At 66.3% G+C, this 19,092-nt stretch carries 18 protein-coding genes; 11 read left to right on the plus strand and 7 right to left on the minus strand.

Annotation, left to right across the window (positions count from 1 at the left end; all coding sequences use genetic code 11):
• Positions 1-116 precede the first annotated feature (116 nt).
• The 3 genes from E6B08_RS27930 to E6B08_RS27940 all read left to right on the plus strand — a co-directional run bounded on the left by E6B08_RS27930 (position 117) and on the right by E6B08_RS27940 (position 2,989).
• The gene (locus tag E6B08_RS27930) at positions 117-614 is read left to right on the plus strand and encodes a hypothetical protein (RefSeq protein ID WP_136916923.1); all 498 of its coding nucleotides are present in this window, start codon (positions 117-119) and stop codon (positions 612-614) included.
• A gap of 78 nt (positions 615-692) precedes the next feature.
• On the plus strand, positions 693-2,099 hold the full coding sequence (locus E6B08_RS27935) for an adenosylmethionine--8-amino-7-oxononanoate transaminase (RefSeq protein ID WP_136916924.1): 1,407 nt from the start codon (positions 693-695) through the stop codon (positions 2,097-2,099).
• 170 nt (positions 2,100-2,269) lie between these two features.
• Positions 2,270-2,989, plus strand: coding sequence for a 16S rRNA (uracil(1498)-N(3))-methyltransferase (locus E6B08_RS27940; RefSeq protein WP_136916925.1), 720 nt, complete (start codon positions 2,270-2,272; stop codon positions 2,987-2,989).
• Between the two features lie 10 nt (positions 2,990-2,999).
• On the opposite strand, the gene trhA is transcribed toward E6B08_RS27940, so the two are convergent.
• The 7 genes from trhA to E6B08_RS27975 form a co-directional block, all read right to left on the minus strand.
• Positions 3,000-3,617, minus strand: coding sequence for a PAQR family membrane homeostasis protein TrhA (gene trhA / locus E6B08_RS27945; protein WP_136916926.1), 618 nt, complete (start codon positions 3,615-3,617; stop codon positions 3,000-3,002).
• 139 nt (positions 3,618-3,756) lie between these two features.
• The gene (locus E6B08_RS27950) at positions 3,757-4,230 is read right to left on the minus strand and encodes a chemotaxis protein CheW (protein ID WP_136916927.1); all 474 of its coding nucleotides are present in this window, start codon (positions 4,228-4,230) and stop codon (positions 3,757-3,759) included.
• Complete coding sequence (locus E6B08_RS27955; RefSeq protein WP_136916928.1) at positions 4,223-8,752, minus strand: Hpt domain-containing protein; 4,530 nt, start codon at positions 8,750-8,752, stop codon at positions 4,223-4,225. The genes E6B08_RS27950 and E6B08_RS27955 overlap by 8 nt, the downstream gene beginning before the upstream one ends.
• A gap of 10 nt (positions 8,753-8,762) precedes the next feature.
• Positions 8,763-10,787: a methyl-accepting chemotaxis protein gene (locus E6B08_RS27960; RefSeq protein ID WP_238349372.1), complete on the minus strand. Its 2,025-nt coding sequence runs from the start codon at positions 10,785-10,787 to the stop codon at positions 8,763-8,765.
• A gap of 47 nt (positions 10,788-10,834) precedes the next feature.
• Complete coding sequence (locus E6B08_RS27965; protein WP_136916930.1) at positions 10,835-11,389, minus strand: chemotaxis protein CheW; 555 nt, start codon at positions 11,387-11,389, stop codon at positions 10,835-10,837.
• Positions 11,386-11,751, minus strand: coding sequence for a twitching motility response regulator PilH (gene pilH / locus E6B08_RS27970; protein ID WP_136916931.1), 366 nt, complete (start codon positions 11,749-11,751; stop codon positions 11,386-11,388). The genes E6B08_RS27965 and pilH overlap by 4 nt, the downstream gene beginning before the upstream one ends.
• 47 nt (positions 11,752-11,798) lie before the next feature.
• Entirely contained in the window at positions 11,799-12,200 is a 402-nt protein-coding gene (locus E6B08_RS27975) for a response regulator (RefSeq protein ID WP_136916932.1), read from the minus strand.
• Positions 12,201-12,408: 208 nt separating this feature from the next.
• Here E6B08_RS27975 and gshB point away from each other — a divergent pair, with 208 nt between their 5' ends.
• From gshB to hslV, 8 genes are all read left to right on the plus strand, one after another.
• Positions 12,409-13,362, plus strand: a complete 954-nt coding sequence (gshB, locus tag E6B08_RS27980) for a glutathione synthase (RefSeq protein ID WP_136916933.1) — start codon at positions 12,409-12,411, stop codon at positions 13,360-13,362.
• Between the two features lie 91 nt (positions 13,363-13,453).
• Positions 13,454-14,359, plus strand: a complete 906-nt coding sequence (locus tag E6B08_RS27985) for an energy transducer TonB (RefSeq protein ID WP_136916934.1) — start codon at positions 13,454-13,456, stop codon at positions 14,357-14,359.
• Positions 14,360-14,439: 80 nt separating this feature from the next.
• The gene (locus tag E6B08_RS27990; protein WP_136916935.1) at positions 14,440-15,009 is read left to right on the plus strand and encodes a YqgE/AlgH family protein; all 570 of its coding nucleotides are present in this window, start codon (positions 14,440-14,442) and stop codon (positions 15,007-15,009) included.
• On the plus strand, positions 15,009-15,434 hold the full coding sequence (gene ruvX / locus E6B08_RS27995) for a Holliday junction resolvase RuvX (protein WP_008099990.1): 426 nt from the start codon (positions 15,009-15,011) through the stop codon (positions 15,432-15,434). Before E6B08_RS27990 ends, ruvX begins: the two co-directional genes overlap by 1 nt.
• 52 nt (positions 15,435-15,486) lie before the next feature.
• The gene (pyrR, locus tag E6B08_RS28000) at positions 15,487-16,005 is read left to right on the plus strand and encodes a bifunctional pyr operon transcriptional regulator/uracil phosphoribosyltransferase PyrR (protein WP_136916936.1); all 519 of its coding nucleotides are present in this window, start codon (positions 15,487-15,489) and stop codon (positions 16,003-16,005) included.
• 13 nt (positions 16,006-16,018) lie between these two features.
• Positions 16,019-17,023 carry an aspartate carbamoyltransferase catalytic subunit gene (locus tag E6B08_RS28005; RefSeq protein ID WP_136916937.1) on the plus strand — a complete coding sequence of 335 codons (1,005 nt, stop codon included), beginning with the start codon at positions 16,019-16,021 and terminating at the stop codon, positions 17,021-17,023.
• The gene (locus E6B08_RS28010; RefSeq protein ID WP_136916938.1) at positions 17,020-18,291 is read left to right on the plus strand and encodes a dihydroorotase; all 1,272 of its coding nucleotides are present in this window, start codon (positions 17,020-17,022) and stop codon (positions 18,289-18,291) included. The genes E6B08_RS28005 and E6B08_RS28010 overlap by 4 nt, the downstream gene beginning before the upstream one ends.
• Before the next feature lie 246 nt (positions 18,292-18,537).
• A complete protein-coding gene (gene hslV, locus E6B08_RS28015; RefSeq protein ID WP_025340909.1) occupies positions 18,538-19,068 on the plus strand; it encodes an ATP-dependent protease subunit HslV in 531 nt (176 codons plus the stop codon).
• The last annotated feature ends 24 nt before the right edge of the window (positions 19,069-19,092 follow it).

A 19,092-nucleotide genomic window follows, 5' to 3' on the forward strand; every position in this document is an offset into this window, starting at 1 on the left:
CCAGCACAGCGGCAACAAGTGCCTTTGGCAACTGGCATTTTTGTCAGTAGCGAGTCCAGCCCCGAGAGGCGGAAGCTGTAGCCCCTGACTGTCGACCGACCAAGCGGGGGTATACCATGCGCTACAAGGAACAGTCCGAGCGCTTCGACCATGTCCGACAACAAAGCCTCCAACCGAGCCAGGTGCTGCACACCGACTCTGGCCTGAGCATTTGCGCCAACAGCACCGCCGGTGCCGGCTTGCACGAGGCATTTCGCGGCGAAGACGGCACCGAGCTGGTGATCGGCGAAAACTGCGACGTGGAAATCGCCTTCGATCAGGAGGTGGAGCAATTGCGCCTGGAGCTTTACGTGGTCAGCGACCGCCATGGCGAACTCCAGGACCTGACCGAGGCCGAGCGCCTGGACCGCGACCAGCCACTGGAACCGCTGAGCTACTTCTACTGGATAACGCTCAGCGGTAGCGGCTACACCGAATTCCTCCCCGGCCCGATCTCCAGCCAACCCTGCAGCCATTTGCTGCTGGGGCCGTTCAGACGCCTGACCTTCTCCACCTCCCAGGCCGGCACCGTGCACATCCGCCAGCTGCAATGGACCCCGACCTGCCGCCACTGAGCCGCAGCGGTTGTCCTGCCTCCCAGCATTGCTTAGGCTTACGCGGTCATTAAAGCCGCGTCGCCAGGAGAAGTGCCCATGGGCCTCAACGATCAGTGGATGCAACGTGACCTCAAGGTCCTGTGGCACCCCTGCACCCAGATGAAAGACCACGAGCAGCTGCCGCTGATCCCGATCAAGCGCGGCGAAGGCGTGTGGCTGGAGGACTTCGAAGGCCAGCGCTACCTGGACGCCGTGAGCAGCTGGTGGGTCAACGTATTCGGCCATGCCAACCCGCGTATCAACCAGCGTATCAAGGACCAGGTCGACCAGCTCGAGCACGTGATCCTTGCCGGCTTCAGTCACCAACCGGTGATCGAACTGTCCGAGCGCCTGGTCGCCATGACGCCCGCCGGGCTCGACCGGGTGTTCTATGCCGACAATGGTTCGTCGTGCATCGAGGTGGCATTGAAGATGAGCTTCCATTACTGGCAGAACATCGGCAAGCCGGCGAAAAAACGCTTCGTCACCCTCACCAACAGCTACCACGGCGAAACCATCGCAGCCATGTCGGTGGGTGACGTGCCGCTGTTCACCGAAACCTACAAGGCCCTGCTGCTCGACACCCTCAAGGTGCCGAGCCCCGACTGCTACCTGCGCCCGGAAGGCATGGGCTGGGAGGAGCATTCGCGGAACATGTTCGCCGCCATGGAACAGACCCTGGCCGAGCACCATGAAACCATCGCCGCCGTGATCATCGAACCGCTGATCCAGGGCGCCGGTGGCATGCGCATGTATCACCCGGTGTACCTCAAGCTGCTGCGCGAGGCCTGCGACCGCTACGGCGTGCACCTGATCCACGACGAGATCGCCGTCGGCTTCGGTCGCACCGGTACGATGTTCGCCTGCGAACAGGCCGGCATCCGGCCGGATTTCCTGTGCCTGTCCAAGGCGCTCACCGGCGGTTACCTGCCGCTGGCCGCGTGCCTGACCACCGACACCGTGTACCAAGCGTTCTACGACGACTACCCGACCCTGCGCGCCTTCCTCCACTCGCACAGCTACACCGGCAACCCACTGGCCTGCGCCGCGGCCCTGGCGACCCTGGACATCTTCGAACAGGATGACGTGATCGAGGCCAACAAGCCCCTGGCCGCACGCATGGCCAGCGCCACCGCGCACCTGGCCGACCACGCCCACGTCGCCGAGATCCGCCAGACCGGCATGGCCCTGGCCATCGAGATGGTCCAGGACAAGGCTGGCAAGGTTGCCTACCCGTGGCAGGAGCGGCGTGGCCTGAAAGTGTTCGAGCATGCCCTGACCCGTGGCGCCCTGCTACGGCCACTGGGCAGCGTGGTGTACTTCCTGCCGCCCTATGTGATCACCCCCGAGCAGATCGACTTCCTGGCGGAAGTCGCCAGCGAAGGCATCGACATCGCCACCCGTGATAGTGTCAGCGTTGCAGTGCCGGCCAACTTCCACCCCGACTTCCGCGACCCGGGCTAGGTGCCTGTACCAACGCCTATCCCTGTAGGAGCGGCCTTGTGCCGCGAAGGGGCGCGAAGCGGCCCAAGTGTTCAGCCTCGCTGCAGAGTATGCCGGGGCCGCTTCGCGCCCCTTTCGCGGCACAAGGCCGCTCCTACAGGTTCCGTGCACACCCTTTCAACGAGCACATCATGAGACTGTCCCGCTTCTTCATCGACGCCCCCCTGAGCATTGGCGAACACGACCTGCCCGAAGCCCAGGCCCACTACATCGGCCGCGTACTGCGCATGGGCCCCGGCGATGCCGTGCAGCTGTTCGACGGCAGCGGCCAGGAATACCTCGGCCAATTGCTCGAGGTGGGCAAGAAAAACGTCCGGGTCAGCCTCGACCAGGCGCTTGCCGGCCAGGCCGACTCGCCGCTGCATATCCATCTCGGCCAGGGCCTGTCCCGCGGCGAGCGCATGGACTGGGCGATCCAAAAGGCTACCGAACTGGGGGCCAATGCAATCACCCCGATCGTCAGCGAGCGCTGCGAAGTGCGCCTGAATGACGAGCGCGCCGACAAGCGCCTGGCCCACTGGCGCCAGGTGGCGATCAGTGCCTGCGAGCAATGCGGACGCTCGACCCTGCCGGTGATCCACCCGCCGGTGACCCTGGCCGAATGGCTCAAGAGCACCGACGCCGAGCTCAAGCTGGTACTGCACCCGGTCGCCGAACCGCTGACCAGCCACGCAAAGCCGGCCAACCTGGCCTTCCTGATCGGCCCGGAGGGAGGCTTGAGCGAAGCCGAGGTCGAACAGGCCAAGGCCGCCCGCTTCCATGCCGCCCGCCTCGGCCCGCGCGTGCTGCGCACCGAGACCGCGCCTGTGGTGGCGCTGTCGGTGGCGCAGCAGCTGTGGGGCGATTTCTAGCAGCCCGGCGCTAGCGCACGTAGAACGACACCGCGATGAAGTGCAGCAGGCTGCCGGTGATCACGAACAGGTGCCAGATGCCATGTGCGTGGCGCAGGCGGCTGTCCAGGGCGAAGAAGATGATGCCGATGGTGTAGAACAACCCGCCTGCCGCGAGCCAGGCGAAGCCGGCGGCGCCGAGGGTCTGCAATAGGGGCTTGACCGCCACCAGCACCACCCAGCCCATCACCGCGTAGATGATGATCGACAGTATCCTCGCCTCCGAGCGCGGCTTGATCTCCTGCAGCATGCCGATCACCGCCAGCCCCCAGACCACGCCGAACAGGCTCCAGCCCCATGGGCCGCGCAGGCTGACCAGGCAGAAGGGGGTGTAGCTGCCCGCGATCAGCAGGTAGATCGAGAGGTGATCGAGCTTGCGCATGATCACCTTCGCCCGGCCGCGGGTGCTGTGGTAGAGCGTAGAGATGCTGTAGAGCAGCAGCAAGGTGCTGCCGTAAATGGAAAAACTGACGATCTTCCATGGGTCGCCCTGCAAGCCCGCGACGACGATCAGCCAGCTTGCCCCGATACAGGCCAGGACGGCACCGACCAGGTGGGTCCAGGCATTGAAGCGTTCACCGTAGTACATGCAAACACAGACCTCCTGAGATGGGCTGGGTTCCTGCTGCAGTCAGTGATGGCCTCCACACGAGACAAACCCGCTCCCAGAGATAGCACGGTCCCTGTGGGAGCGAGCTTGCCCGCGAAGAGGCCCTCGGCATCACATCCTACCCAAATCCAGGTTGCAATGCGGCTTCACGCACCAATCGCTCCAACCCCACCAGGTCCGGTACCCGGGCGACCTGGTCGCCCACCTGCACCGCCGCCAGTTCCAGGCTGCCCAGCGGCACGTCCACGTAGTTGAGCTGGCTGTCGAGCTTGCATGAGCGCGGGATGTCCTGCAGCAGCACGGCCAGGTAGCGCAGCCCGGTGTCGCCCAAGGCATTGAGCACGACGATGCGCGCCCGCTCGCCGCAAGGCGTCTCGCCACCGCAAGCCGTTTCGAAACCGATTAGCGGCAGGCGCTGCTGGCGCCAGTCGATCCAGCCCAGGTGCCAGGCCGGCCGCCCTGGCTGGCACGCCAGGTTGCGCTGGCCGATCAGTTCGGCCACGGCCACGTTCGGCAGCACCAGGGTACGGTCGCCCAGCGGCAGCAAAAGGCCGGTGAGGCTGCTGCGCTGGCCGGCGATCATTTCAAGCATGCTGCTGACTCCAATGGGCGATGCTCTGCAACAGCACCGATTCCTGGTAGGGCTTGCCCAGGTAGTCGTTGACCCCGATGGCCATGGCCCGATCCCGGTGCTTCTGCCCGGTTCGCGAAGTGATCATGATGATCGGCAAATCCTTGAGGCGGGCATCGCCGCGAATGCGCGTGGCCACCTCGAAGCCGTCCATGCGCGGCATCTCGATATCCAGCAACAGTACGTCCGGGCGATGGACTTCCAGTTGGGCCATGGCATCGACCCCGTCCTTGGCGGTCAGCACGCTCATGCCATGGCGTTCGAGCAGGCGGCTGGTGACCTTGCGCACGGTCACCGAGTCGTCCACCACCATCACCAGCACCGGGCGTCGTGGTGCCGGCCCGAACAGCGTGCGCTGCACCCCGCTGCCGCCCGGCAACCGCGCCAGCCGACGCTGCTGCCCCCGCAACTGGCCGAGCAGGTCGAGAATCAACACCACCCGGCCATCACCGAGCAAGGTCGCGCCGGACAAGCCGGCCACGGCAGCGAACTGCGGCCCGAGGCTCTTGACCACGATCTCGCGGCTCGGCGACAGGCTGTCGACCTGGATAGCGAACGACTGCTCCTGGGAGTGCACCAGCAACACAGGCAGAGGCACACGCTGGTTCAACAGGGTGGGCCGTGGCATGCCCTGCACCAGCTCGCCCAGATAGCGCAGCTGGTACTGGTAGCCGGCGTACACGTAGCGAGGGGTTTCCAGCTGGTAACAGGCCTCGAGCTCAGCCGGCGGCACCCGCACGATGCCCTCGATGGTGTTGAGCGGGATCGCGTACTGCTCGTCGCCCAAGTGCACCATCACGGCACGGTTGATCGACACGGTGAACGGCAGGCGTATCAGGAAGCGCGCCCCCTTGCCCTGGGCCGACTCGATGGACATCGAGCCACCCAGTTGCTTGACCTCCTCGTGTACTACGTCCATGCCCAGGCCACGACCGGAGATCTGGGTGATCTTTTCCGCCGTGGAAAAGCCGGGACGCAGGATGAACTGGAGGATCTCGTGGTCGCTCAACTGCGCCGCCGGGTCCAGCAGGCCACGCTTGATTGCCTTGCGCCTCACCGCCTCGAGCGGCACACCGGCACCGTCGTCGGTCATCTCGATGACGATGTCGGCACCTTCGTGCAGCAAGTTGAGGTGGATGGTGCCCTGCTCCGGCTTGCCCGCCGCCAGGCGCGCCTGACGCGATTCCAGGCCATGGTCGACGGCGTTGCGCAACATGTGTTCCAGTGGCGCGACCATGCGCTCGAGGACGCTGCGGTCCAGTTCGCCTTCGGCGTTGCCGACCACCAGTTCGACCTGCTTGCCCAGTTCGCTGGCGACCTGCCGCACCACTCGCTGCAGGCGCGGCACCAGGCGCTCGAACGGCACCATCAAGGTCGCGGTCAGGCCTTCCTGCAACTGGCTGTTGACCCGCGCCTGCTGCAACAGCAGGCCATGGGCGTCCTGGGCGCGCTGGGCGAGGGTTTCCTTCAGTTCGATCAAATCCGAGGCCGACTCGAACAGCGCCCGCGACAGTTGCTGCAGCTGTGAATGGCGGTCCATCTCCAGCGGGTCGAAGTCTTCGTAGGCATCGCTTTCGAAGGCCTGGCGGCTGGTGATGCGGCCCTGGGTCTCGATGTCCAGGCGCAGCAACTGGTCGCGCATGCGCTCCAGGGTGGTGTCCATTTCGCTGAGGGCGAACTGCGCATCGTTGACCTGTTGCTCGATGCGCCCGCGAATCACCGAATGCTCGCCGGCCAGGTTACCCAGGTCGTCGAGCAGTTCGGCATCGACCTTGACCATGTCACCGGCGGCCCGCTCGGGCGATGCCGCTGGAGCTTCGACCAGCGCTGCTTCGGCAGGGGCCTGGGCGGCCACACTGTCGGCCAGCGCGGCGCTGCTGAAATTGCGGATGTAGTCGATCAATGCCGTGGCGGCATGCAACGGCTGGCCCAGGCGCACGGCATCGAGCATGTGCGCCAGGCGGTCATGGCAGTTTTGCAGCAACGAGAACAGTGCCGGGGTCGGCGGCAGGCGGCCAGCGGCCAGCAGCTCGTAGAGAAACTCCAGTTCGTGGGCCAGGTCGCCAATGGCGCTGATCTCGACCATGCGTGCCACCCCCTTGAGGGTGTGCAGGTCGCGCATGAGGTTTTCCACTTCGGCGGCATTGCGCGGGTCGGCCTGCCAACGCGCCAGGGCAGTCGCTGCGCTTTCCACGATGTCGGCGCTTTCTTCGAGGAACACCTCCATCAACGCCTTGTCACCCGCGCTCTGCTCATCTTCGCCGACGACTTCGACGCTGCCCTCGATGGGCTCCAGCGAGGTCACCCCGGTGGCGCTGACAACCCCCGTGGCGTCGGGGGCCAGGCCCTCGTCGAGCAATCCGCGCAGGGCCTCGACGGTGGCGCTGCGCCCGGTGGGCTCCTGGCCGGCAGCCAACTCGTCGAGCATGTCGATCAACGTTTCGTGGGCCTGCTGGGCCTGGGCGAAAAAGCGCTCGTCGGCCGCCAGGCTGCCTTCTTCCACGGCGCCATAGAGGTCGAGCAGGGCCTCGCACACTTCATCCATGGCCCAGAGGTCGGCCAGGTGCGCCGCGTGGCCCAAGGTCGTCAGTTGATCGAGCAGCGTCTCCAGCGCCTGGCGCTGGCCGGGCTGTTCCTGCCAACCGGACAACAGTGACTCGGCATCTAGCAGGATATCCATGGCCTGGCCGAGAAACTGCGCGGTCTGCCGTGGGTCGCGGCGACGCTTCTGGGGGTGGGCTTCGGGTGGTGTGCCGAGGTGGGCGTCCAGCGCCCGCTCGACCTGCTCGATCAATTCGGCGGCCCCGGGGATCGGCGCCAGCGGCGAGACATGCAATTGCCCGAGGCCAGCCTGGAACAGGCCGAGGGCAGCCGTCAGTTGCTCAAGTTCTGCCTCGCGCAGGGGCAATTGGTGGCCACGGTATTCCCGAGCCAGGCGGTCGAAAGCGGCCGCCAGCTCGGCGACCGGTAATACGCCGGCCATGCCGGCGCTGCCCTTGAGCGTGTGCAGTGCGCGCTGCAGGCCATCGTCGACCGGCGCGTCATGGCCGTGCGCCTGCTCCAGAAAGGCTTCGACGCTGGCAAGGTGGCCCAGCGCCTCATGTCGAAAGATGTCCAGCAGTTGTCGGTCCAGCCCGTCGATCGACGCACTCGGCTCAGGCGCATCGACACTGGCCGGCTTGCCCGGTGGGGGCAACTCGACCAGGCTCTCTACCAGGCATGGCACACCCAGGGCCGCCAGGCTGCGGCGGGCAAGATCGAGGAACGGCTGGCCATCGGCCAAGGGGTCGGCCACGCGCCATTGCAGGTAGCACTCGCCCGCGCTGATGGCCTCGGCCAGGTGCGTCAGCTCATCGACCGGCGGCTCGACCTCCAGGTGCTGCAACCACCCTTGCACGTAGGCCGCGCAACCGCCGAACACCTCGGCGGCGGCCGGCAGCATCAGCATCGCCAGGGCGCCACGCACCTGCTGCAGCAACCCCGGCAACGCCTGCAGGCGCTCGCGTGGCCAGCCAGACTCCAGGCAGTCGCCGATCAGTTCCTTGGCCTGGCGCAGCACCGCCAGCGCTTCTTCCAGCACTACCTGGCGGATCTCGACCAGGTCCGAGCCCGGCAGGCTGCCCTGGCCACTCTGCTCCATCGGGCCGACCATGCCATTGAGCGTGGCCTCGACGTACAGCAGCGCCCCAGCCACGTCCATCAGCACCGCATCGTCGGCCTCGCGCTCGGCATGGGCCAGCGCCTGCAAGGCCAGGACCTGGTCGATGATCACCCGTCGCGGCTGCTGGAAACCCAGCACCGCCAGGGTATCGGCGACGTGGCGCAACGGTGCCAGCAGTTGCTCGAGTTGCGCCGGCTGCTGCCGGTCGCCCCGCACGAACTGGTCGAGCCGCTCCTTGATACGCTTGAGGTCGTCGCACAGCGCCACCACCACCGAACGCAGCGCGTCGCGGCCTGGCCCAGCCTGCAATTGCTCACGCCAGGCACCCAGCGACAGGTCGAGGTCGGCCAGGTCGTCCTCACCTGCCAGGCGCTGCACGGCCTCGCCGACCAGGCTGCCCTGCGCCAACGGCTCGACCCCGCGGCAAGCCCTGAGCTGGTTGAGCAGCGGCAGCATCACCAGCGGCAAGTCGTGTCGCGCTCCGCGCAGCCGCTGCAGGTACGCCGGCAGTTGCTCCAGGCCACGGAACAGCGCACCCAGGCAATCGCCACGCGGGCTGACCTGGCCGTCTGCCAGCGCCCTGGCGAATTGCTCCATCTCGTCGGCCAGGCGCGTGGCGCCCTGCAGTTCGAGCATGCGCAGGCAGCCATGCACCTGGTGCAGGTTGTCCACCACGAAGGCCAGCATCGACAGGTCGCCGGTTTCTCCAGCGAAGCGCTCCAGGGCCTGCCGGGCCTGACCCAGACAGTCGAGGATGGCGTCCTTGGTCCAGGCCAGGGCCACCGTGTCGTGGCGCTCCAGGCTTACAGCGGCGACAGCCATGAACGACTCCTCAATGCGGCTCGGGGGGCGCGGGCAAAGTGAAACCGGACACCGACCGGCGCATCTCGCTGGCCATGCGTGCCAGGTGGCGAATACTGTCGGCGGTCGCGCCGGAGCCTGCCGAGGTTTGCGCGGTGATCTGCTGGATCACCGCCATGGTGTGGGAAATCTGCCCGGCCGAGGAGGTTTGCAACTGCGCGGCGTCGGAGATGCTGTGGATCAACTCGGCGAGGTTTTGCGAAACGCCCTCGATCTCGGCCAGGGCCACTCCGGCATCCTGGGCCAGGCGGGCGCCACGCACCACCTCGGCGGTGGTCTGCTCCATGGAGATCACCGCCTCGTTGGTGTCGGCCTGGATGGTGCGCACCAGCGCTTCGATCTGCCGCGTCGCCGAGGAAGACCGCTCGGCCAGGCGCTGCACCTCGTCGGCAACCACGGCAAACCCACGCCCGGCCTCACCGGCAAGGGACGCCTGGATTGCCGCGTTGAGAGCGAGGATGTTGGTCTGGTCGGCAATGTCGTCGATCAGGCTTACGATATCGCCGATCTCCTGCGAAGACTCACCGAGGCGCTTGATCCGCTTGGCGGTGTCCTGGATCTGCTCGCGAATGTTGTCCATGCCGTTGATGGTGTTGTGCACCACCTCGTTACCCTTGTTGGCGATGGCCACCGAGCGCTCGGCCACCTTGGCCGACTCGTAGGCGTGCGCCGACACCCGGTCGATCGACTCGACCATGTCGCCCACCGCTTCGGACGCCTCGCTGATCTGCTCGGCCTGGTGCTCGGAGGCCTTGGCCAGCTGGCGGGCGGTGTTCTGCGTATCCTGCACGGCGGCCGCGACCTGCACGGCACTGTGGTTGATGGTCGCGACCAGGTCGCGCAACTGGTCCACCGAGTAGTTGATCGAGTCGGCAATGGCGCCCGTGAAGTCCTCGGTCACCGACACGGTCACCGTCAGGTCACCATCGGCCAGTTCCTCGATCTCGTCGAGCAGGCGCATGATCGCCTGCTGGTTGCGTTCGTTCTTCTCCGCCGTTTCGCGCAGCTGGCGGTGGGTGGCACGCACCATCACCAGGCCGATGAGGATGATCGAGGCCAGCGCCAGCAGGCCCAGGGCATAGCCGCCAACGGTGTCGAGGGTACGCCCGCCGGCCAGGTTCTCGAAGCCGTTGGCCAGGTGCGAGGCCTCGTCGAGCAGGGTCTGCGACAGGCTGAAGATATTGCCGGCAGCCTCCCGCACACGGAACAGCTCGGGCGAGGTCTCGAGGATTTCGTCCACCGAACCTGCGACGAACTGGAACAGCTCGGCGATCTCGCCCAGGCGTGCCCGCGCGTCGGCATCCTCGACCCGGGTCACCTGGATGGCGGCATTGCCGCTCAGCATGCCTTCGAGCACCTGGCCGAAGCGGCTGGCGTCGCGACCGAAGGCATCGGCCGCCTGCGCGGCGCTGTCGTCTCCAGCCAGCACGGTGTTGACCGAACCGAGAATGCGCTCGGCCAGCAGCAACTGGCGCTGGGCGACCACCACCTGGTTGGCCGGGGCGCCGCTTTGCAGGAGGATTTCCACCACCTTCTCGTACTCGACCTGCAACTGCGGCACCGTTTCGGCCAGGGTCGCGGCCACCTGGTGCAACGACAGCACGGTCTGCTCGCTGGCAAGGATGGCATCGGCGTTCTTGCGCAGGTTTTCCCAATCCCGGCCCACCGTTTCCATCTCGTCGCGCACCGTCGGCGGCGCCGCCGGCAGGCCGGTGGACTTGTCGCCTTGGCGCAGGTAGCCCCAGCGCCGCTCGAAGTCGTTGCGCGCATCCGACAGCAACTTGAAGGCCAGGGCCTTGCCAGCCGCCGCCTCGGTGGCATTCTTGGCGATGCGCTGGGACAGCACCCGCAGCTCACCGGCATGGCCGATGTACTGCTTGTCGTGGTTGGACTGGGTGTTGAGGTAGGCGAAGTTGGCGAACAGCAGGATGATCGACAGGATCAGGATCACGAACAGTACGGTGATCTGCGCGATGCTGCGTGTGCGCGGGGTCATGCCTGGGGACGCAACGGTGGGAGCCGGCTTGTTCACGTTGATAGGTCCTATAGCGCCACGTCGAGAAAGCCCGGAGCCTGGGCCAGGGCGAAGGGGCTGAAGATCGCCCAGTTGCGTTCCCGGGCGAAATGGCCCTGGACGAAACGGGCGGCGGCGCGCAGCAGCGGCTGCGGGGGCGACAGCTCCAGGCTGCTGAGGGCGAAGTGCTGAAGGCCCAGCACCTCGTCGACCAGCAGGCCGACGAACAAGTCGTCGTGGTCCAGCACCAACACCCGCCGCTGCTTGCCTGGCGCAGCCGGGCCGAGGCCGAAGAAACTGCTCAGGTCCATCACCGGCAACAGCCGCCCGCGCAGGTTGGCGACCCCGCATACCCAGGGTTGTACGCCAGGCACCCGGCTGCTGCGTGGCTCGCGCAGCACCTCGGCCACCTCGCCCATGGGCGCGACGAACCACTGCCCGGCAATACGAAAACCGATACCGCTCCAGTGCTGCACCCGGGTGTCCTGCGGCGGCTGGTCGGCCACCAGCAGGCGACAGCGCCGGTCGATGTCCAGCAACAGCTCGAAGGCGGTCAGCGACGCGCCTTGGGGACGGGTGGTCAAGCGCCCAGTACTTCTTTGAGCTTGGCGATCAGCGCGTCCTCTTCCACCGGTTTGGTCAGGAAGTCACGAGCGCCCTGGCGCGTGGCCCAGATACGATCGGTTTCCTGGTCCTTGGTGGTGACCACGACCACCGGTATGGCGCGGGTTTCCGGGTCCTTGCTCAACTGGCGGGTGGCCTGGAAGCCGTTCATGCCAGGCATGACGATGTCCATGAGCACCGCGTCGGGCTTTTCCTGGCGGGCCAGGGCCACACCGTCGGCGCCGTTGTTGGCCTTGAGCACTTGGTGGCCGTGCTTTTCCAGCCATTCGGTCAGTCGGTACATCTCTGTCGGCGAGTCGTCGACAATCAGAACTCGGGCCATGCTGTTTCCCCATCGGGCAAGTAGAGGCCGCGCCACGACGGGCGCGGTCAGGGTGCTTGTTGTTCGTGAGCGGCGAAACCGGGCACGTGGGCCCTGATCGCGTCGAGCAGTTCTTCCTTGCCGAAGGGCTTGGTGAGGAACCGGTCGGCGCCGACCACCCGGCCACGGGCCTTGTCGAACAGGCCATCGCGTGACGACAGGAGGACCACCGGAATATCCTTGAAGGCACTGTTGTGCTTGATCACGGCGCAAGTCTGGTAACCGTCCAGGCGCGGCATCAGCACATCGACGAAGATGATCTGCGGCTGGTGGTCGACGATCTTGGCCAGGGCATCGAAGCCATCGCTGGCGGTGATCACTTCACAGCCCGCTTCGCCGAGCAACATCTGCGCGGTGCGGCGGATCGTGCGGGAATCGTCGATCACCATCACCTTCAGGGGTTGTTCCATGTATTGGGCTACCGTCGCTGCTTTATGCCGAAAAGGCTGCTCAGCAGCCGCAAAGGCCTGTTGTACAGCACTGTAACTGGCATTTTTAGCACACTACGGGTAGCCATTCCATCTGCTGCGCCCCTTGACCCGGGGCGTCCACAGCGCCACCCTGAGCCACTTTTCTTTCGATCCATCGCGGCCACGCGCCGCCAAGAGGAACCACCCCATGAGCGTTCGCCTCGGCATTGTCATGGACCCCATCGCGTCCATCTCCTACAAGAAGGACAGTTCTCTGGCCATGCTGCTGGCCGCCCAGGCCCGCGGCTGGAGCCTGTTCTACATGGAACAGCGCGACCTCTACCTGGGTGCCGGCCAGGCCCGAGCGCAGATGCGCCCATTGAAGGTGTTCGCCGACCCGGCGCGCTGGTTCGAGCTGGGTGAGGAGCAGGACAGCGCGCTGGCCGAGCTGGACGTGATCCTGATGCGCAAGGACCCGCCCTTCGACATGGAGTTCGTCTACAGCACCTACCTGCTGGAGCAGGCCGAGCGCGAAGGCGTGCTGGTGGTCAATCGCCCGCAGAGCCTGCGTGACTGCAACGAAAAGCTCTTCGCCACCCAGTTCCCGCAGTGCATGGCGCCGACCCTGGTCAGCCGCCGTGCCGACATCCTGCGCGAGTTCGCCACCACCCATGGTGACGTGATCCTCAAGCCGCTCGACGGCATGGGCGGCACCTCGGTGTTCCGCCACCGCCCGGGCGACCCCAACCTCTCGGTGATCCTCGAAACCCTGACCCAGCACGGCGGCCAGCAGATCATGGCGCAGGCCTACCTGCCGCAGATCACCGATGGCGACAAACGCATTCTGATGATCGACGGCGAGCCGGTCGACTATTGCCTGGCGCGTATCCCGGCCAGCGGCGAGACCCGCGGCAACCTGGCCGCCGGCGGTCGTGGCGAAGCCCGCCCATTGACCGACCGCGACCGCTGGATCGCCGCCCAGGTCGGCCCGACCCTGCGTGAAAAGGGCCTGTTGTTCGTCGGCCTCGACGTGATCGGCGACTACCTCACCGAAATCAACGTGACCAGCCCTACCTGCATCCGCGAGATCGACGCTGCCTACAACACCGATATCGGTGGCAAGCTGATGGATGCCATTGATCGCAAGCTCCAGGCGCGCTGACCGCCGACGCGGAGCAAAACCGCAGAGTGGGGTATGATGCCGGTCCTTTTCGATTGAGCTGCTGCCCCGCCCTGCGGTTGCTGGATACCCGATGACGCTGCCCGCCGACATCCCCGCCGACCTGCTGCCACCCCGCATTCGCCCGGTGGACCGGCTGGGCTTTACCTTGTTCCTGGCTGCCCTGGTGCACCTGGCGCTGCTCCTCGGCGTCGGTTTTACCGTGGTCAAGCCGGCTGAAATACGCCACACCATGGACATCACCCTGGCCACCTTCAAGAGCGAGAAACCGCCCGAGAAGGCCGATTTCCAGGCCCAGGACAACCAGCAGGGCAGCGGCACGCTGGACAAGAAGGCGGTACCCAAGACCACCGAGGTGGCACCGTTCCAGGACAGCAAGATCAACAAGGTCACCCCGCCGCCTGCAGCCAAGCCGGAGGTCGCACCACCCCCCAGGCCACAGAAATCCGCCGTGGTGACCCAGGCGCCGAAGCCGCAGAAAGTCGAGCCCAAGCCCAAGGAAAGCAAGCCGCAGCCCAAGCCGGCGGCGGCCACCCCGGATTTCGACAGTTCACAGCTGTCGAGCCAGATCGCCAGCCTGGAGGCCGAGCTGTCCAACGAGCAGCAGCTGTACGCCAAGCGCCCGCGCATCCATCGCCTCAATGCGGCCTCGACCATGCGCGACAAGGGCGCCTGGTACAAGGAGGAGTGGCGCAAGAAGGTCGAGCGGGTGGGCAACCTCAACTACCCCGACGAAGCACGCCGCCAGCAGATCTACGGCAACCTGCGGATGATGGTGTCGATCAACCGCGACGGCTCGCTGTACGAGGTATTGGTGCTGGAATCGTCCGGGCAGCCGGTGCTCGACCAGGCTGCGCAGCGCATCGTCCGACTGGCGGCGCCGTTCGCGCCATTCACCGGGGACCTGGCCGAGTACGACCGGCTGGAGATCATCCGCACCTGGCGGTTCGCCCGCGGGGACCGGCTGTCGAGCAACTGATTCTGCCTGCGAACACGCTGGTACGAACGAGACAACTGCGCACCTTGTCAGCCTCGCCACCTGGCGCCACACTATCGCTCATGAAAACCCTCACGCCGAGCTACCTCAAGCATCAGTTCCTGATCGCCATGCCGCACATGGCCGATCCGAACTTCGCCCAGACCCTCACGTACATCGTCGAGCACAACGCCAATGGCGCCATGGGCCTGGTGGTCAATCGACCCCAGGAGCTGAACCTCGGCGACATCCTCGAGCAATTGCGCCCGGACGAAACCCCGCCAATCGGCACCCTGCAGGTGCCGATCTACCAGGGTGGCCCGGTGCAGACCGACCGCGGCTTCGTGCTACACACCAGCGAGTGTTCCTATCAGGCCACCGTCGAGCTGCAAGGCCTGTCGTTGTCCACCTCGCAGGACGTGCTGTTCGCCATTGCCGAAGGCGCAGGCCCCAGGCAGAGCCTGATCACCCTCGGCTACGCGGGCTGGGAAGCCGGCCAGCTGGAGGCTGAGCTGGCCGACAACGCCTGGCTCAACTGCCCGTTCGACCCCGAGATCATCTTCGGCCTGGCCAGCGACCGTCGCCTCGACGCCGCCGCCGCCAGCCTGGGCATCAACCTGAGCCTGCTGACCAGCCAGGCGGGCCACGCCTGATGGCCGAACTGCGCCTGCTGCTGGGTTTCGACTACGGCAGCAAACAGATCGGCGTGGCCGTGGGCCAGGTCATTACCGGCCAGGCCCGAGAACTGTGCACACTCAAGGCCCAGAACGGCGTGCCGGACTGGGCCCAGGTGGAAAAACTCATCGCTGAGTGGAAACCCGACGCCATCGTCGTCGGCCTGCCGCTGAACATGGATGGCACCCCCAGCGAGATGAGCGCCCGCGCCGAAAAGTTCGCCCGCCGCCTCAATGGCCGCTTCAACCTGCCGGTACACACCCACGACGAGCGCCTGACCACCTTCGAGGCCAAGGGCGAACGCCTGGCCCGGGGCGGCCAGCGCGGCAGCTACCGCGACAATCCGGTCGATGCCATCGCCGCCGCCTTGCTGCTGCAGGGCTGGCTGGAGGCTAACACTTAATCCGCTGCCGCCGGGCACCCCGGCGCGCGCCCTGTTATGGAGCCCGCACGCAATGAGCCTACCCAATCCCGCCGAGCTGATCCGGCAGATGGCCGTCGACCTTCGCGCCCACCTGGCCCGCCGTGGCATCGATGAACCCCGCTACATCGGCATCCGCACCGGTGGCGTCTGGGTCGCCCAGGCCCTGCAGCAGGAAATGGCCGACAGCAGCCCGATGGGTGTGCTCGACGTGTCGTTCTACCGCGACGATTTCAGCCAGAACGGCCTGCACCCGCAGGTACGCCCGTCGGAACTGCCGTTCGAGGTGGAAGGCCAGCACCTGGTGCTGGTCGACGACGTGTTGATGAGCGGTCGTACCATCCGCGCCGCCCTCAATGAACTGTTCGACTACGGCCGCCCGGCCAGCGTGACGCTGGTCTGCCTGCTCGACCTGGACGCCGGCGAACTGCCGATCCGTCCCAACGTGCTGGGTGCCACCCTGTCGCTGGGTGCCCATGAGCGGGTAAAATTGACCGGCCCCGCACCGCTCGCACTCGAGCGCCAGGACCTCGCCACCGCTTCCGCCCTTTAAAGAGTCCCCCGCGATGACGCCAATCGACGCCAAGCGCCCGCTGCAGCTCAATGACCAGGGCCAGCTGCGCCACTTCCTCTCGCTCGACGGTTTGCCCCGCGAACTGCTCACCGAGATCCTCGACACCGCCGACTCGTTCCTCGAAGTCGGCGCCCGGGCCGTGAAAAAAGTCCCGCTGCTGCGCGGCAAGACCGTGTGCAACGTGTTCTTCGAGAACTCGACCCGGACCCGCACCACCTTCGAACTGGCGGCCCAACGGCTGTCCGCCGACGTGATCAGCCTCAACGTGTCGACCTCCTCGACCAGCAAGGGCGAGACCCTGTTCGACACCCTGCGCAACCTCGAGGCCATGGCCGCCGACATGTTCGTCGTGCGCCACTCCGACTCCGGCGCCGCGCACTTCATCGCCGAGCACGTGTGCCCGGACGTCGCCGTGATCAACGGCGGTGACGGCCGCCACGCGCACCCGACCCAGGGCATGCTGGACATGCTGACCATTCGCCGCCACAAAGGCAGCTTCGAGAACCTTTCGGTGGCGATCGTCGGCGATATCCTGCACTCGCGGGTGGCCCGCTCCGACATGCTGGCGCTCAAGGCGCTGGGTTGCCCGGACATCCGCGTGGTCGGGCCGAAAACCCTGATTCCTATCGGTATCGAGCAGTATGGGGTGAAGGTCTACACCGACCTCGCCGAAGGCCTGAAGGATGTCGACGTGGTGATCATGCTGCGCCTGCAGCGTGAGCGCATGGCCGGCGGCCTGCTGCCCAGCGAGGGCGAGTTCTATCGCCTGTTCGGCCTGACCACCGCACGCCTGGCCGGGGCCAAGCCCGACGCCATCGTCATGCACCCCGGCCCGATCAACCGCGGCGTGGAAATCGAGTCGGCGGTGGCCGACGGCGCCCACTCGGTGATTCTCAACCAAGTCACCTACGGCATCGCCGTGCGCATGGCGGTACTGTCCATGGCCATGAGCGGGCAGAACGCACAACGTCAATTCGACCAGGAGAACGCCCAGTGACCATCAGCATTCTCGGCGCCCGGGTCATCGATCCCAACAGCGGCCTGGACCAGGTCACCGACCTGCACCTGGACGGCAGTCGCATCGTCGCCATCGGCGCGGCCCCGGCCGGTTTCAGCGCCCAGCGCACCCTTCAGGCCGACGGCCTGGTCGCCGCGCCCGGCCTGGTCGACCTGGGCGTGTCGCTGCGCGAGCCGGGGTACAGCCGCAAGGGCAACATCGCCAGCGAAACCCGCGCGGCGGTGGCCGGTGGCGTCACCAGCCTGTGCTGCCCACCGCAGACCAAACCGGTGCTGGACACCTCTGCGGTGGCCGAGCTGATTCTCGACCGCGCCCGCGAAGCCGGCAACAGCAAGGTCTATCCGATCGGCGCCCTGACCAAGGGACTGGAAGGCGAGCAACTGGCCGAGTTGGTGGCCCTGCGCGATACCGGCTGCGTGGCTTTCGGCAACGGCCTCAAGGAAATCCCCAACAATCGCACCTTGGCCCGTGCCCTGGAATACGCCGCCACATTCGACCTGACCGTGGTGTTCCACTCCCAGGACCGAGACCTGGCCCAGGGCGGCCTCGCCCACGAAGGTGCCATGGCCAGTTTCCTCGGCCTGCCGGGTATCCCGGAAACCGCCGAAACCGTGGCCCTGGCGCGCAACCTGCTGCTGGTGGAACAGTCCGGTGTGCGTGCGCACTTCACCCAGATCACCAGCGCCCGTGGCGCGCGACTGATCGCCCAGGCCCAGGAGCTGGGTTTGCCAGTAACCGCCGACGTTGCGCTGTACCAACTGATTCTCACCGACGAGTCGCTGCGCGAGTTCTCCAGCCTGTACCACGTGCAGCCGCCGCTGCGCACCGCCGCCGACCGCGACGGCCTGCGCGCGGCGGTCAAGTCCGGTGTGATCCAGGCGATTTCCAGCCATCACCAGCCCCACGAGCGCGATGCCAAGCTGGCGCCATTCGGTGCCACCGAGCCTGGCATCAGCAGCGTCGAGCTACTGCTGCCGCTGGCCATGACCCTGGTCGAAGACGGCCTGCTCGACCTGCCGACCCTGCTGGCCCGCCTGAGCAGCGGCCCGGCAGCGGCCATGCGCCTGCCAGCGGGCGAGTTGAAGGTGGGCGGCGCGGCGGACCTGGTGCTGTTCGATGCCAAGGCTTCCACCGTGGCCGGCGAGCGCTGGCTGTCACGCGGCGAGAACTGCCCGTTCATGGGCCACTGCCTGCCGGGCGCGGTGCGTTATACCTTGGTCGATGGGCATATCTGCCACGAGGCCTGAGTAACCCCCTGTGGGAGCGGCCTTGCGTCGCGAAAGGGCCGCAAGGCGGCCCCGGCAATCCAGGCATGATGCCGAGATCCTGGGGCTGCTTCGCAGCCCTTTCGCGACGCAAGGCCGCTCCCACAGGGATCGAACCCAGCCTTGCCCCGCCAACAACCATTCATCCCCCCCGGTTGAAATCCTTCCCCCCTCCCCCCATATGAGTCTGCATCAGGCATTTTCGCCCCGCTGCGTGGAGACTCTCCCTTGACCACCATCGTTTCTGTCCGCCGTAACGGCAAAGTCGTCATGGGCGGCGACGGCCAGGTATCCCTCGGCAACACCGTGATGAAAGGCAACGCCAAGAAGGTCCGTCGCCTGTACCACGGCCAGGTCATCGCCGGCTTCGCCGGTGCCACCGCCGACGCCTTCACCCTGTTCGAACGCTTCGAAGGCCAACTGGAAAAACACCAGGGCCATCTGGTTCGGGCCGCCGTCGAACTGGCCAAGGAATGGCGTACCGACCGCTCCCTGAGCCGCCTGGAAGCCATGCTGGCAGTGGCCAACAAGGACGCATCGCTGATCATCACCGGCAACGGTGACGTGGTCGAACCCGAAGACGGCCTGATCGCCATGGGTTCCGGTGGCGCTTACGCCCAGGCAGCAGCCCGCGCCCTGCTGAACAAGACCGACCTCTCGGCCCGCGAAATCGCCGAGACCGCCCTGAACATCGCCGGTGACATCTGCGTGTTCACCAACCACAACCTGACCATCGAGGAGCAGGACCTGGCCGAGTAAATCAGTTGTTTTGGCGTCCCGCTC

Source organism: Pseudomonas putida, from assembly GCF_005080685.1.
Classification (GTDB): domain Bacteria; phylum Pseudomonadota; class Gammaproteobacteria; order Pseudomonadales; family Pseudomonadaceae; genus Aquipseudomonas; species Aquipseudomonas putida_V.